The organism is Nocardia sp. NPDC049526, assembly GCF_044465765.1.
GTDB lineage: Bacteria > Actinomycetota > Actinomycetes > Mycobacteriales > Mycobacteriaceae > Nocardia.
The window spans coordinates 358,676-372,390 of sequence record NZ_JBITMA010000002.1 but is presented as its reverse complement, the minus strand read 5'-3'; the positions used below and the strand labels follow the sequence as shown (position 1 = coordinate 372,390).

At 63.9% G+C, this 13,715-nt stretch carries 12 protein-coding genes and 3 pseudogenes; 6 read left to right on the top strand and 9 right to left on the bottom strand.

Going from position 1 to position 13,715, the window contains the following annotated elements; translation table 11 throughout:
* Positions 1 to 205: 205 nt before the first annotated feature.
* Positions 206 to 673 (bottom strand): hypothetical protein, encoded by a 468-nt coding sequence (locus ACIBW7_RS06370; protein ID WP_397044714.1) that lies wholly within the window; start codon positions 671 to 673, stop codon positions 206 to 208.
* Between the two features lie 487 nt (positions 674 to 1,160).
* Between ACIBW7_RS06370 and ACIBW7_RS06365 the strand changes: the two genes are divergently transcribed.
* The 4 genes and pseudogenes from ACIBW7_RS06365 to ACIBW7_RS06350 form a co-directional block, all read left to right on the top strand.
* Positions 1,161 to 1,517, top strand: coding sequence for a group II intron maturase-specific domain-containing protein (locus ACIBW7_RS06365; protein WP_397044712.1), 357 nt, complete (start codon positions 1,161 to 1,163; stop codon positions 1,515 to 1,517).
* A 501-nt stretch (positions 1,518 to 2,018) separates the two neighbouring features.
* Complete coding sequence (locus ACIBW7_RS06360; protein WP_397044711.1) at positions 2,019 to 2,696, top strand: transcriptional regulator; 678 nt, start codon at positions 2,019 to 2,021, stop codon at positions 2,694 to 2,696.
* A gap of 34 nt (positions 2,697 to 2,730) precedes the next feature.
* Positions 2,731 to 3,279: pseudogene (locus ACIBW7_RS06355) on the top strand (IS3 family transposase); the annotation flags it as partial.
* A 132-nt stretch (positions 3,280 to 3,411) separates the two neighbouring features.
* Positions 3,412 to 4,200 (top strand): annotated as a pseudogene (locus tag ACIBW7_RS06350) (transposase domain-containing protein); the annotation flags it as partial.
* Between the two features lie 224 nt (positions 4,201 to 4,424).
* Here the strand turns inward: ACIBW7_RS06350 and ACIBW7_RS06345 are convergent.
* The 4 genes from ACIBW7_RS06345 to ACIBW7_RS06330 are packed head-to-tail and all read right to left on the bottom strand — an operon-like array spanning position 4,425 to position 8,280.
* Complete coding sequence (locus ACIBW7_RS06345) at positions 4,425 to 5,387, bottom strand: ABC transporter substrate-binding protein (RefSeq protein ID WP_397044709.1); 963 nt, start codon at positions 5,385 to 5,387, stop codon at positions 4,425 to 4,427.
* Between the two features lie 28 nt (positions 5,388 to 5,415).
* Positions 5,416 to 6,189 (bottom strand): ABC transporter ATP-binding protein, encoded by a 774-nt coding sequence (locus ACIBW7_RS06340; protein WP_397044708.1) that lies wholly within the window; start codon positions 6,187 to 6,189, stop codon positions 5,416 to 5,418.
* Position 6,190: 1 nt separating this feature from the next.
* The gene (locus tag ACIBW7_RS06335; RefSeq protein ID WP_397044707.1) at positions 6,191 to 6,964 is read right to left on the bottom strand and encodes an ABC transporter permease; all 774 of its coding nucleotides are present in this window, start codon (positions 6,962 to 6,964) and stop codon (positions 6,191 to 6,193) included.
* On the bottom strand, positions 6,961 to 8,280 hold the full coding sequence (locus ACIBW7_RS06330; RefSeq protein WP_397044705.1) for an aryl-sulfate sulfotransferase: 1,320 nt from the start codon (positions 8,278 to 8,280) through the stop codon (positions 6,961 to 6,963). The genes ACIBW7_RS06335 and ACIBW7_RS06330 overlap by 4 nt, the downstream gene beginning before the upstream one ends.
* Positions 8,281 to 8,435: 155 nt before the next feature.
* On the opposite strand from ACIBW7_RS06330, the gene ACIBW7_RS06325 reads away from it, so the two are divergent.
* Positions 8,436 to 9,482, top strand: coding sequence for a LacI family DNA-binding transcriptional regulator (locus ACIBW7_RS06325; protein ID WP_397044703.1), 1,047 nt, complete (start codon positions 8,436 to 8,438; stop codon positions 9,480 to 9,482).
* Between the two features lie 263 nt (positions 9,483 to 9,745).
* Complete coding sequence (locus ACIBW7_RS06320) at positions 9,746 to 10,885, top strand: LLM class flavin-dependent oxidoreductase (RefSeq protein WP_397044701.1); 1,140 nt, start codon at positions 9,746 to 9,748, stop codon at positions 10,883 to 10,885.
* A gap of 30 nt (positions 10,886 to 10,915) precedes the next feature.
* On the opposite strand, the gene ACIBW7_RS06315 is transcribed toward ACIBW7_RS06320, so the two are convergent.
* The 4 genes and pseudogenes from ACIBW7_RS06315 to ACIBW7_RS06300 form a co-directional block, all read right to left on the bottom strand.
* On the bottom strand, positions 10,916 to 11,947 hold the full coding sequence (locus ACIBW7_RS06315) for an aldo/keto reductase (protein WP_397044699.1): 1,032 nt from the start codon (positions 11,945 to 11,947) through the stop codon (positions 10,916 to 10,918).
* A gap of 45 nt (positions 11,948 to 11,992) precedes the next feature.
* A complete protein-coding gene (locus ACIBW7_RS06310; RefSeq protein ID WP_397044698.1) occupies positions 11,993 to 12,886 on the bottom strand; it encodes an acyl-CoA dehydrogenase in 894 nt (297 codons plus the stop codon).
* Positions 12,887 to 12,897: 11 nt separating this feature from the next.
* Positions 12,898 to 13,215, bottom strand: coding sequence for a hypothetical protein (locus tag ACIBW7_RS06305; RefSeq protein ID WP_397044697.1), 318 nt, complete (start codon positions 13,213 to 13,215; stop codon positions 12,898 to 12,900).
* Positions 13,216 to 13,290: 75 nt separating this feature from the next.
* Positions 13,291 to 13,617, bottom strand: a pseudogene (locus ACIBW7_RS06300) (TauD/TfdA dioxygenase family protein); the annotation flags it as partial.
* Positions 13,618 to 13,715: the final 98 nt, after the last annotated feature.

The following is a 13,715-nucleotide window of genomic DNA, read 5'->3' as shown; positions in this document are numbered from 1 at the left end:
TCGAGACAGTGGACCACGGCTTGGTCACTGGCAGACCGAATGGTGCACCAAGCCGCCATCGCAGCCTCGATTGCCATCGGCTGCGGCTATTGCCTTGCAACAGTGAGCACCTCAGTGCCACGAATAGAGTTGCTGGTGGCGTGCTGGCCGGGATCGACTTCGAGTCGGCGAACCTTTCGACCTGCACCCCGCGCCCACGATCGCTTCACATTGGCGCTGAGCGCCCTTGCGGATAGAGCATTCTCACATCGAAATGTTCCCAACAATGGCAAGAATGGTCGAGCTTCCCATCAGACAGCGAGATCGTGCCCCGCTTCGTCAGTGTCTTGATCTTGTGCATCACGGACCCCAACGCGTTCTTGGGCGGGACAGTGAGCACCTCACGACGGCCGCCGGCTCGGGTCTTCGCCTGGATGCGGAAGCCGAGGAACATGAATCCGTCGTTGATGTGGGTCTCGTCCGAGAGGGTCATCTTCAACCGCTCGGCCAACAGGAGCGAGATCTGCGACTCCAGGTCTTCTGCTTCGAATTCCGTGCCGTGCACCAGCACGATGAAATTATCGGCATAGCGAATCAGCCGGTAGTTCGGTCGGCCCGTGCGGCGGCGATACTGCCGCCGCCAAGGCGGACTCATCTGTTCGTCCCAGATCCGCGCGAAATGCCGATCCAGCACGGACAGATAGACATTGAGCAATAACGGGCGAGGTCAGCCCGTTATTGCCGAACCTGGCCTTGCATGGGATGGAAGATTCCGCCGGAGCTCGATACGACCGCGTCGGCCCGAAAGCCGCTGCGGCGCACCGGAATTCTCCGGTGCTGATCAGATATGCCGACGACCTGGTCGCCCTCTCACTCCAGGCAGCAGGCCGAGCAGATCAAAGCTCAGCTCACCGCAGGGCTCGCGCCGAGAGGACTGGCCCTCAACGAGGACTGGACACGCATCACCTGCCTCGACGAGGGCTTCGACTTTCTCGGGTTTACCGTGCGCCGTTATCGCAACACGCTGCTGATCACACCGAGCAAGACGGCGATGAAACGGATCCGGCAACGGTTGCGCCACCGAAATGCGTTCCCTGCGCGGGTCCAATGCAGAAGCGGTGTTCGCGAGGCTCGAGCTCAACCCCATCATCCGGGGATAGGCTGCCTACTACCGGAATGTGGTGTCCAGCAAGATATTCAACGATCTGGATCACCACCTGTGGAGGCTCACCTACAAGCGGGCTAGACACACTCACCCGAACAAGCCGACGCGGTGGGTCGTCCGCCGCTACTTCGGTGCGTTCAACAGGTCTCGGCGTGACCGGTGGGTTTTCGGTGACCGCGACAGCGGCGCTTACCTGCTGAAACTCGCCTGGACCAGGATTGGCCGGCACCAGATGGTCGCTGGCACCGCATCACCCAATGATCCCGCCCTGATCGACTACTGGAACACCAGGCGGCGCACCACAATATTTTCCCAATTGTGCGAGCCAGGGGGTGTGGCCTTGGCCGAAGTGCGCGGTCGGGCGGACGTTTGATCAGTGAGCTTCGCCAGGTGGTCTGTGCTCTCTATTTCATCCGAATCTGATCGAAATCTACTGAACACCAAAGTATCTCGGTGCCACCTTCCGAAGATATCTGTGCAGATAGGCTCGTAGAATCGAAGCTAGTCGAACTGGATCGGAGGCTGAGTTGAGCCTCTGGCTCATATTCGATTGGTCGCGAGTTCGAGTTAGGCTTGCCTCAACCAGCCCAGCAGGGCCATGCGTGCTGCAAGTGATGGCGGCGTGCCGGTCCGGGCGGAGGGGGCGGAGCCACCGTGCTCGCGGCGAGCCAAGAAGCGTCGTTGGGTTGTCGGCAGGGGGTCCGGTTCCGTCGAGTTCGTGTTGCGTCAAGTGAGCTATACGTCGGACTTTGCGGTGCGCCGTCATGGAAACTGGTTCTGAGCTGCGCTTTTACGCTTCTGCGGCGGGGTTGTCCATCGATAACTCTTTCCGTGGTTCTCCTGGCTCGAGCAAGGGCGCAGCATCAATGTCAGTGTGCAGGTGTTGAATTCGGTTGCGCAGACGTCGTCGTTGGATGCTGCGGAGAAGGCGCATTTGTATCGGTTGGCGGATGTGCCGACGGTGCCGACCGCGCACGCGGGAACTGCTCTGCCGGAGGAGCTTCAGGTGATTTTGGATCATTTGGAGCCGTTGCCGGGTGTGGTGTTGAGTCCGCGTTATGACGTGCTTGCGCACAATAAGTCGTATGAGGCGCTGTGTCCGGGTTTCGTGCAGGGGGAGCGGAATGTGGCGCGTCGGGTGTTTTTGACTCCGGAGTGCTGCAATACCTATCACCATAATTGGGATGATCTGCGTCGCATGGTCGGTTATCTGCGTGGTTCGTATGTGAAGAATCTCGGTGATCCCAGTTGGGAGGATTTCATTTCCGAGTTGTGTGCTGAGAGTGAGGCTTTCGCGTCGTTGTGGGCGCGTAATGATGTTGCTGTTCCGGCGAGTCGTACGAAGCAGATCCGTAATTTGGCGGTGGGGGAGTTGGAGATGTTTTTGACGAGTATGAGTTTGCCTGCGTTGCCGCATGCGTGGATGCAGATCTATACCCCGGTTGATGAGGTGGCGTGGGGGAGGTTGGGTGAGTTGTTGGCGATGAGTGAGGAGCAGCGTCAGCGTCCGTGGATCGAGCATCGCGAGCGGTATCACGCTGCCGCGGGGTAGCGGGCGGCTCGCTGCGTTCGCTGCCGTGGACCGGAACTTCGGTGTCTATGGCGCCAGAAAAGTGTGGCTGCAACTGAATCGAGAGGCATCGTGGTGGCCCGCTGCACCGTCGAACGGCTCATGCGACAGGCCGGGCTGCGTGGTGCGCGGTGCGCGGGCAAATCAAACGCACCACCATCGCCGATCCCGCCGCGGAACGGCCGGAGGACCTGGTGCAACGCAGATTCGCGCCGTCTGCGCAGAATCGTTTGTGGGTGGCGGACATAACGTATGTCCGGACGTGGTCGGGGGTGGGTGTACGTCGCGTTCGTCGTCGACGCTTACGCGCGGCGGATCATCGGATGGCGCAGTGCCACATCGATGACCACCTCGCTTGTACTCGATGCCATCGAGCATGCCATCTGGACCCGTGAGCGGCAGGGCTGGGACGTGAAAGATATTGTCCACCATAATGATCGAGGATCGCGATACACGTCGATAGCGTTCACCGAACGCCTCGCCGAGGCCGGCATCCAGCCCTCGGTCGGGGGGCGGCTCGTCCTATGACAACGCCCTCGCCGAGACGATCAACGGCCTGTTCGAGCAATGCCGCGTAGTTGAGCCATTGGGAGGCAGGGCAACTCGGGTATTTCCGAGGTGCGTGTCGTGTGTGGCAACGGGACCTCTGCTATTGCAGAGAAGCCGTCCAAGGTCTTCCCGTATCCGAGAGGTCCCGTTGCCACACCCGTCTGTCACTACGACGCTCACCCGCACGATCACTGTGGCCGGAGGAATCTTCGCGCCCGGTCACCTCGGGGAGCTGACACAGTATCTGCCATTCGAGTTGATCGATGACGTGCTTGCCCGGACCCGGGCGGTGCAGCGTCGTACCCGCCTGCTGCCCTCGCGTGCGGGCGTGTATTTCGTTCTGGCCCTGGCTGTTTCCCGAGTCTGGGTTACGAGCAGGTTTGGGACGAGCTGATCGCCGGGCTGGGATCGTTGCTCCCGCATAGGCCCTCGGAGAAGGGGCTGCGGGATCTTCGCCGACGGTTGCGGCAGCACCGTTAAAGGCGCTGTTCGAGGTTGTGGCCGGCCCGCTGGCGCAACCGGCCACCCCGGGGTGTGTGCTATCGGCGTTGGCGCACTGTGGCTTTCGATGGCTGTGGCTCGCTGCAGGCTCCTGATCAGCCGCGGATCCGCCTGTGGCTGGGTAAGTTCAATCGATACCGGGGCGGCACCGAGGGTTATCCGCATCTGCGGTCTTGACATTGTGCGAGACCGGAACCCGCGGCCTGCCCGGTGCGGTCTTCGGCTCGATCAAGCGCAGTGAAACCGACTACGCCGCCACTTTGGTGCCCCTGTTGAACGACACGATGCTGTTGCTGGCCGACCGAACTTCGGCGGCGATGACATCGTGACCCGCGTCGCTGCCACCGGCGCCCAACTCGTGGTCCGGCTCACCTCCCGCCGTCGCCCGGCCGTGTGGGCCACGCTGCCCGATGGATCGGTGCTGACCAGGACCAACCAACCAGCCCGGCAACCCGCCGAGCTGTCACACCAATAAGTCTCCGGACTCACCGGGCGGATTCAGTCGCTTTGATCGAGCACTTCGGATTCCACCCCGGACACAAGCCCGAGGACAAGTTGGTTGCCCTTGCGGCATCAGCCGACCTCTTCTGCGAACCAGCGCACGAGGTCGCCACCATAGGCGACTTCACCCCGTGCCTCGTGCAAAGTGGACCTGACCCGCTAGCCGACGCGCGGCAGGAAGGTCGTCACGAGCAGGGAATCGTAGTTCGGCAACTGGGTCGACTGGTCGATCTTGCCTTGGGCCTTGGCCCATGTGCCGAGGCTCGTGAGGTTGGCGGCGAGATCGGGCTGCAGCTGAATCGTGTAGTCGAATTCGGGCAGGATCTTCTGGAGTAGGTCGGGTGCGAGCTGGGTGGCGGCGGCGATGGCGGCGATCGCGCTGTCGGCGCGCGTCGACAGTGCCGTGCTCGCCTCGTTCAGAGCTGCGAAGAACGCGCTGAGGGATGCCGGTTTCTGGGATACCACGGTGTCGGACGACAGGTAGAGGCTGTGCTGGTTGTAGCTGCCGCCCGGGAGTTGGACGGCGTCGTCGCCGAGGGCGGCGATCACCTGCGCCTGATACGGCTGGAATATGGAGACGGCGTCGACGTTGTGCTGGGTCGCGGCTGTGAGCGTCGCCTGCGGTGCCACCTGTACCAGATCGGCTTCGATTCCCTTGTCGGAGAGCGCTTTCGCGGCGAAGTACGCCGCACTGGTGCCGAGCGGTGTGCCGATCGATCGTCCGGCCAGGCTTTCGAGCGAGGTGATTCCGGCGCTGCGCCGGGCCACGATTCGTGATCCCTGCCAACGCGACCCGTCGGCGACGACGCGCAGCGACGGAGATCGTGTCAGGGTGGCGGCAGCTGGGACATCGGCGGCGGTCGCGACGTCGACCTGGTGCGCGGCGAGCGCTTGCAGCGCTTCTACACCCGAGGGGAAGTTCACGACTTTGACGTGCACGCCGTGCTTTTCGAACAATCCATCCTGCTGGGCTACGGGTATCTGTGCCCAGGACGGATCGACGACGAACGCAACGGTGAGGGTGTTGGCATCGGCCCCGTCGGAGGTGGCGCACGCGGCGAGAGTCGTTATCGCGGTGACTGTCAGGACTGCCGTGAGCAGCCGGTTCGTGAGTGTTTTCATGGGGTCTCTGTTCGTGTCGCGGGTAGGTTCAGCTGTCCAGCAGCTGTCGATCGTTGTGCTCGACGCCGAGTTCGTGATGCAGAGTGCGGCGGAGCTCGCTGTAGCCGGGTTGGTCGGCGAGCGTATCGGCGGGGCGTGGGCGGGTCAGCGGATTGGTGATGTGCCGGGTGATCTGCCCGTCCCTGAGCACACTGATGGTGTCCGACAATCGAATTGCTTCGTCGACATCGTGGGTGACGAAGATGACCGTACGGTTCAACCGCGTCCACAGATCGATGAGCAGGTCCTGCATGCGCAGGCGCGTCAACGCGTCGAGCGCCGCGAACGGTTCGTCCATCAGCATGACGGTGGGTTCGCCGCCGAGCATGCGCGCGATGCCGACGCGTTGGCGCATGCCGCCCGAGAGCTGGCTCGGGCGTTGTTTGCCCACCTCGTCGGCCAGTCCGACGAGGTCGAGAAGTTCGTCGATGCGCGCACGCCGCTGTTTGCGCGGAAGACGATGTGCGCGCAGGGCGTAGCCGATGTTGTCGGAAACGCTCATCCATGGGAACAGCACGTCGCGCTGGAAGGCCACGCCACGGCGCGGGTCCGGAGCCGTCACCGGTTCGTCGTTGTCGATCACCGTGCCGGAGGTCGGCGTGACGAGCCCGGCGAGACAGTGCAGCAAAGTCGATTTGCCGCTGCCGGACGCGCCGACCAAAACGGTGAACGAGCCGTCGGGCACACTCAGCGTGATGTTGCGCAGTGCGGGGGCGGACTTGTTCGGGAATTGAACGACGAGATCCTGTGTCACGATGGTCATATCACTGCTCCTCGTGTGCCCATCGCGTGGCCGGTGCGGAAATCGAGGCAATCGCCAGATCGCATGCCGCCCCGATTACTCCGAGCACTATCAGGCAGAAGATCAGCCGATCGGCCTGCGAGAATAATTGGGCTTGGTAAATGCGGTAGCCGATTCCCGCTGTGGTGCCGGTCATTTCGGCGACGACGATCAGTACGAAAGCCATCGCCGTGCCGACGCGGAGGCCGGCAACCACATCGGGCGCCGCCTCGGGCAGGACGATCCGAGTCATGGTCTGCCAGCGGCGCGCGCCGAGGCAGCGTGAAGCCTGCAGGTAATCGGCCGGGGTGCTCGCGAATCCGGTATGACTGTTGATCCACACCGGGACGAAAACTCCGAGGGCGATGACGAAGGTCTTGCTGCTCTCGCCGATCCCGAACCAGAGAATCGCCAGCGGCACGATGCCGATAGTTGGAATGGGAGATAGCAACCTGAGCACCGGTTGCAGAATCCTGCGTCCCAGCCAAGTGCTCGCGGTGACGATCGCGGCCGAGATGCCGGCGATTGCACCCGAGACGAATCCGAGCAGCGCCCGTTGCAGGCTGGTCGCGATATCCGGTATCAGCAGCCCCTGAGACCACAGGCTGTGCCCGGCCCGAATGATCTGCGGCACAGTCGGAAACAGTGCGCTGGGGAAGCGCCCCGTCGCGACGACAAGACTCCACAGCAGGCTTGCCAGGGCAAGGCCGCCGACGATTCCCCCGATCGCTGCCCAGCGTTTGTTCGACGTCCTCATGGCGCAGTCCGCCGGTCGACGGGTTCGGGAGCCGACTGCGGAGCCCCGACGGGCACCCATTCGAACGGAACCGCCTGTGCGCGATAGATGAGCGAGGTCCGGCTGAGGCGATCGACGCCCGGTACCCGAGGTTCGCGCACTTCCGGTTCCCCGGCGACTCCGTAGCCTTCGTAGGGGGTCTGGTACTCCCAGACCACCTGGCCGCCCGGAGTCACCTGGAACAGACGGCCGTTCATGCCTTCGGTGATGAGGGTGTTGCCATTGGGCAGGCGTTGGGCGTTGCTCACGAAGGAGCTGAAGAACGTCCACGACGGCTGCCCGGAGTCCTCGGCCGTGTACTGCCACACGATCTGCTCGGTCGCCGGGTCGATCTCCAGGACGCGTGATCCCGCGTAAATCCCCAGTGCCGCAGGCGGATAGCCGGCCCCGCCCTGATTGTCGAAGACCAGAATATTGCCCGCGCCGGGGAGCCCGTCGGCGATGAAGTGCGGATTGTGCTGTCCGGAGATCTGATCGAGCGGACGCGGCACCTTGTGCGTGTTGATCCGCTGATGCTGCGCTCCGGGCTCGGCCGCGAAATACGGACCCAGTTTCCAAACAATGGCTTTGGTGGTCTTGTCGATCAATGCGATCACATTCGCCTTGCGCAGGCTGATGAGGATGTTGTCGGGATGGAATACGCTGCGCGGGTCCGCGCGGTGCCACCGGTTCGGTCCCAACGTCTTGGCGCTGTTCATCTCCAGATAGCCCCATGGATCATTCGGATCACGGGATACGGTGTCCTGCAATGCTTTCCAGCCGTCCTCGGAAAAGCCGAGTTCGTCGAGGTGATCGCCGGCCCGCCACTCCCACACGATCTCGCCGTCGGGCGTGACCTCATACAGTCCCTGGTCGCCGATGACCTCGTCGCCCAGGCCGGGCACGATGCGCGGGATGGTGACCAGCAGCAGGCGGTTCCCGTTCGGCAGTAGTTCCCAGTCGTGGTTTTGCCGCGCGGCCCCGCCTGGGGCCTGTTCACCCCATTCCCACACGCGCTCTCCCGTCCAAGCCAGTTGCCCCACAGTGCCATTCGCGTAGATACCGCCCCTGGCATCGCCGCTGGGCGCGAGTTGTACACCGACATCGCCCAGCCGATCACCGGTGAGCGCGGGATCGATGATGCGTGGCGGCACACCCGCGAACGGCCACTCGTGGACGACCGCACCGTTCAGATCGATGAGGTGGGTGATCGAATCCGATCCGGTGTAGAGGACATAGCTGTTGTGCGCCAGATCGGGGTCGTAATAGGTGACGCCAGTGAGCCGAACGAATGCCATGCCAATTACTCCACCAGTCGGTTGTTAAGTGCGTGAATCGCGAGCGTTACCAATCTAATCGATTTGCGTGGGTTTTCCGGCGGGCGTACCGTGTGAGAATCAGGACGATTGAAACCATGTCCGACCTGCGTAATGCCGACCAGAATGGGCCAGTTGTGACTGTCAAGCGTGTGACCCTCGCCGACGTGGCGCGGCGAGCGGGGACCTCCACCGCTGTCGTCAGTTATGTCCTCAACGATGGCCCGCGACCGGTATCCGACGCATTGCGCGCACGCGTGCTCGAGGCGCTGGATGATCTCGACTATCGCCCGGACCGCATCGCCCGGGCGCTGCGGCGGCCGAGCCGATGGCGGCAGATCGGACTGCTGATCCCCGATGTGACGCTACCGCTTTTCGGCGCACTGGTCGGGCATATCGAGGTCGAGGCGCGGCTGCGTGACCATCTGACACTGATCGGCAACACCGGATACGACCCGGAGCGGGAGCTCGAATTCGTCGGCGCCTTTGCCGACTCGGGTATCGACGGCCTGATCGTCGTTGGCGGCGCCAACGGTGCCGCAACCGCGAAACTCTGTGCCCAGAACCGGATTCCGATCGTCTGGGTGCACAACAACAGGGATCACGTCGACGCGCCTGTCATCGGCGCCGACCATCTCGAGGCCGGCGCACTGGCCACCCGTCACCTCGCAACCGCGCACCATCGCGACGACATCGTGTTCGTCGGCGGATTCACCAGCGAAGACGTTCAGCACGGTGACCGCGAAACCGTTGTGCAGCGCTATGCGGGCTATGCCTCCGTCGTGGGCGCCGAGGCCGCACGCCATATCCGCACCGATCTCACCCCGGCGGGGGCGTACCGCGCGGTGCGCCGGTACCTGACCGACAACCCGACGCCCGGCGGCGTGGTGGTCGGCACCTACGGACAGGCCGCCGCGGTGCTGCGTGCCATCACCGACACGGGAGCGCGGATCCCCCAGGACATTTCGGTCGTCGGCTTCGACGGCGACCGCACCAACACCTACGCGCAACTGGTCCTCACCACAGTGCGGCAACCCATCGACACAATCGCCCGCACGGCCCTCAACGCAGTGCTGAGTTCATACAGCACTGCCGAGATCGACGAGAGCCCCGTGGCCATCGATATCCAGCTCGATCTCGGAGAAACGTGCGGCTGCCGACCGCCAATGCCCTTGGCGCAGTAGTCTTCCGTAGTCGCAGAGGCTCCGGGCCGAGTGAGATGCCTCGGCTGGCCAGCCAGGGCAGCGGCGCTGGTGGTTCTGGAATCTGGACGAATTTATCTCCGATCGCATCGAAATATCCCAGTTCAGAGCCTGTTCTTGTGGTGTATGACGCACGTTGTGAACGGTTTTCGTCGACAGCCGGGGGCAATAATCGCGATGTCCGAATGAGGATCATCGTCTGTCGAGTGATCCGCATTCTCGGCGCGGAATACGGAAGGGACGCAATGACAGTGGCGAATGTGGTGGGCGGCCCGGCTGTGGCAGCCGCGGACGGTCTCGCACCGAACAGGAAGCCGCCCTCGAGCCTGGAGTTCCTCTGGTACATCCCCAATCAGGTGACGCCGGGACACCGTGGCGACGCCGTCACGGTCGACCACAATAGCTTGGAAACCCTGAGCGCCCAGGCGAAGGCCCTCGAGGACCACGGCTGGAAGGGGGCATTGATCGGCACCGGTTGGGGCCGCCCGGACACGGTCACCGTCGCCACCGCCCTTGCCGCTAGGACGACGGCATTCGAGCCACTCATCGCGATCCGGCCCGGTTACTGGCGACCTGCGCATTTCGCGTCCGCCGCGGCGAGTCTGGATCATCTGTCCGGTGGTCGGGTCCGGGTCAATATCGTGTCAGGGAAGGACAACCTCGCAGCGTACGGTGAGACCGAAAGCGATCAGGCGCACCGTTATTCCCGGACCAAGGAGTTCATTCAGCTCGTCCGCAAGCTGTGGACCGAGGAGAACGTCACCTACCGCGGTGAGTACTACCGGGTGACCGATTCCACTGTGGTGCCGCGGATTACGCCACGCGGAGACCGGCTCCACCCGACGCTCTATTTCGGCGGCGCATCCGAAGCCGCCGAGCGGGTCGCGGCGACCGAGGCCGACGTCCAGCTGTTTTGGGGTGAGCCGCTCGAGGGCGTGCGAGAACGGATCGAGCGCTTACGGTCGCTGAGCGAGGAACTCGGTCGCGAGCACGCGCCACTGGAGTTCGGTCTGCGGATCACCACGTTCGTTCGGGACACAACCGAGCAAGCCTGGGTCGAGGCGGAGGCGAAGGTGGCGGCGATGGCGAAGAATCAGGGTGCGCCACCGCAGAACCCGCACCGTGAGACCGCCGTTGGACAGCAGCGACTGCTCGACCTGGCCGCCCGCGGCGACGTACTCGACGACAACCTGTATACCGCACCCGGCAAATTCGGTGGCGGTGGCGCGGGCACCACCTGGCTCGTCGGCTCTCCCGATGATGTCGCCGAGTCGCTGCGCAAATACCGCGACCTCGGCATCACCCACTTCGTCCTCTCCGATACCCCGTACCTGCCAGAGATCGAGCGTCAGGGCAATCAGCTGCTGCCCTTGCTGCGAGAATGAGCGTGCGGGCGGCATCCGACTACTGGGCCCTCAGAGCCTGAGACCGGTTCCATGCACACCGTGCTCCTCGATGAGTGCGAGTTCTTCGTCGGTGAGCGCCGGGAAGTCCAGTGCCGCGATGTTGTGGTCGAGTTGTTCGGTGGAACTCGCACCGATCAGCGCCGAGGTGACCTCCGGTCGCCGCAGCACCCATTGCAGTGCCAGTTGGGCGAGTGACTGTCCGCGGGCCGCGGCAATCTTGTTGAGCTCGGATGTGCGCTGCCGGTAAGTCTCATCGATCACATCGGGCGACAGGAAGGTGCTGTTCTGCGCCCGTGCGCCCGAGGGAATCGTCTCGAGGTATTTGTCGGTCAGCAGGCCCTGGGCGAGAGGTGAGTAGACGATCAAGCCGAAGCCGTCCTGGCGCGCGGTGTCGAGGAGTCCGTTCTGTTCTGGTCGTCGGTCATAGAGCGAGTAGCGGGCCTGGTGAATGAGCAGTGGGACACCCGCCTGCCGCAGCAGTTCGACAGCTTCATGGGTCCGATCGGGCAGGTAGTTGGAGATACCTATGTAAAGCGCCTTGCCCTGCTCGACTGCGCTGACCAGTGCGCCGACCGACTCCTCCAACGGTGTACTGAGGTCGGGGCGGTGATGGTAGAAGACATCGACGTAATCGGTGCCGAGGTCGCGCAGACTGTGCTCGAGCGAGGTGAGGATCGACTTGCGTGACCCGCCCCTGAGGTAGGGGCTCGGACCGATCGGGTTACCCGCCTTGGTCGACAGGATGAGCTCGTCACGGTAGGGGGCGAGGTCCTTGGCGAGCACCGCGCCGAAAGTCTTCTGGGCGGCACGGTGCGGGGGTCCGTAGCGGTCGGCGTTGTCGAAGTGTGTGATGCCCAGGTCGAACGCGTGCAGGATGATCTCGCGCTGGGTCGCGAACGCGTAGTCGGTACCGAACTTCTGCCACAGGCCGAACGAGAAGGCGGGGAGATCGAGGCCCGAGTTGCCGCTGCGGCGGTAAGGGACGTTCTCGTAGCGGTCCGCCGCGGCGGCGTAAGTCAGATCGAAGGGGCTGGAGGTCATCGGTGTTGTTTCTTCCGTTCGGATCGTTGGTTCGGTGGGCAGTGCTCAGAACAGGCCGGTAGTCGGTGGTTCCTCGCCAGTAAGGTGATACGCCCCTGCGACCGCATACTTCCACTGTCGCGGGTTGTGGTCGGCGGCGGTGCGCGCGTTGCGCCAGTGCCGGTCGAAGCCGAGATCGCGGTTGGTAATGGAGCTGCCGCCCACGTCGAAGAGCAACTCGGCCGCCTTCAGCGCGGACTCGATGGCGATCGCTCCGGCTTGCGCGACGTGGACCGCGGCAGCGGCACCGGGTCGCGCGCGGCGGGCCCGGTGTGACCCCGAACGTCCTCGAGTGTCTCGGCCGCCAACAGCACGACAGCTCGTGCTGCCTGCGCACGTGCGGCGATCTCGCCCACGGACGGATCCTCGACGCCTCTTGTTCGCGGAACTGTGCTTGATCGGGCGGACCTTCTCCCGGACGTACCAGACCGCGTCGTCGAACGCTCGCGCGGCCACTCCGGCCTGCACCGCCGCGAGATACAGCTGTGCGAAGGAGTCGGTCCACGGATTGTCCGGCGGGCTCGCACCGAGGCTGGTCAATTCGTCATCGGACACCCGCACGTGGGTGAAATGTGTTGTGCCACTGGCTGTGAGACGCTGGCCGACGGCATCGAAATCGTCGAGCCGCTCGACGCCCGCACTGTCGACGGGCACGGTGAAGCGCACCGTCGTACCGTCCTCGGCAAGCGCCTGTGTGGAGAACCAGGACGCGTACAGGCCACCAGTCGAGTAATACTTCTCGCCGTTGACCACCCAGGCGGCACCTTCGCGCCGGGCCGTGGCGTTGACCTGTCCGCTCGCGCCGCCGGTACGCTCGTTCGCGGTTCCCGCGAACAGGTCCCGGTTCCGCGGTCGCGTCAGAGTGCGAGCACGGTGCGGCAGGTCGGCTCGGCTCGCCATCTGGTCGGCGATCAGGAGGTGCTGCGCAGTGCCTGCGCCACACTGGAATCGGCGCGCGCCACGTCGATCACCACATCGGTCACCACACGCAACGAGCCACCGGCGCCGCCGTCCTGTTTCGCGATTCCGGCCAGCGCGATGCCCGCGTCCGCGAGCGCACGGACCTCGGCGAAGGCGTAGTCGCGCGTCTGCTCTCGTGCTTTGGCCCTGTCGCCGAGTCGCCGCCGGACCGGACTGATCGAGGCGCGAATGCTTGCCACGGTGAGTCCGGAATCCGCTGTCGCCGGGAGCGATTCATCTGGGGAAGTCGGCTGTGCCGTCGTGGTCATGACAATCCTCCGACCGTGTTGATGATGAATGCGTTGAGCAACAGCCCGCGACGGCGATGATGTTCTGTGTTTCCATCAGGAACCGTAGAACGGTTCTCCCTCAACCGATTCCGATGCTCGCTTGTCGACGCCGACGGGGATATCGCCTTCGAGGGTGACCCGGTACAGCACGCGGTCGTGGCCGAGATGTCCGGCGTCGGAGATGGCCAGATGTGCGGTGGCGCGATTGTCCCAGAACGCGACGCTGCCCGGCTGCCAGCGGAATCGGACGGTGTATTCGCTGCGGGTCGCCTCCTCCCAGAGGGCGTCGAGGATGTGGGAGCTCAGGCGCGGTGCGAGGCCGCGCAGGTTCTTCAGCTTGCGTGTGAACCCCGGGCTGACGAATAGCGCTCGCGCGCCGGTCTCCGACCCGTGACCGGGTCAACGCCACGCACCCTACCCATAAACGCCACTGTGCTAACGCGTTCAGGGGAGGAGACTGCAAAAACCTCGCGGACCGA

What these genes read in the sequence shown, in the direction of transcription:
- ACIBW7_RS06345 (WP_397044709.1), bottom strand. Translation starts at nt 5,387, where the DNA reads ATGAAAACACTCACGAACCGGCTGCTCACGGCAGTCCTGACAGTCACC.
- ACIBW7_RS06310 (WP_397044698.1), bottom strand. Translation starts at nt 12,886, where the DNA reads ATGGCGAGCCGAGCCGACCTGCCGCACCGTGCTCGCACTCTGACGCGA.
- ACIBW7_RS06340 (WP_397044708.1), bottom strand. Translation starts at nt 6,189, where the DNA reads ATGACCATCGTGACACAGGATCTCGTCGTTCAATTCCCGAACAAGTCC.
- ACIBW7_RS06320 (WP_397044701.1), top strand. Translation starts at nt 9,746, where the DNA reads ATGACAGTGGCGAATGTGGTGGGCGGCCCGGCTGTGGCAGCCGCGGAC.
- ACIBW7_RS06330 (WP_397044705.1), bottom strand. Translation starts at nt 8,280, where the DNA reads ATGGCATTCGTTCGGCTCACTGGCGTCACCTATTACGACCCCGATCTG.
- ACIBW7_RS06305 (WP_397044697.1), bottom strand. Translation starts at nt 13,215, where the DNA reads ATGACCACGACGGCACAGCCGACTTCCCCAGATGAATCGCTCCCGGCG.
- ACIBW7_RS06315 (WP_397044699.1), bottom strand. Translation starts at nt 11,947, where the DNA reads ATGACCTCCAGCCCCTTCGATCTGACTTACGCCGCCGCGGCGGACCGC.
- ACIBW7_RS06335 (WP_397044707.1), bottom strand. Translation starts at nt 6,964, where the DNA reads ATGAGGACGTCGAACAAACGCTGGGCAGCGATCGGGGGAATCGTCGGC.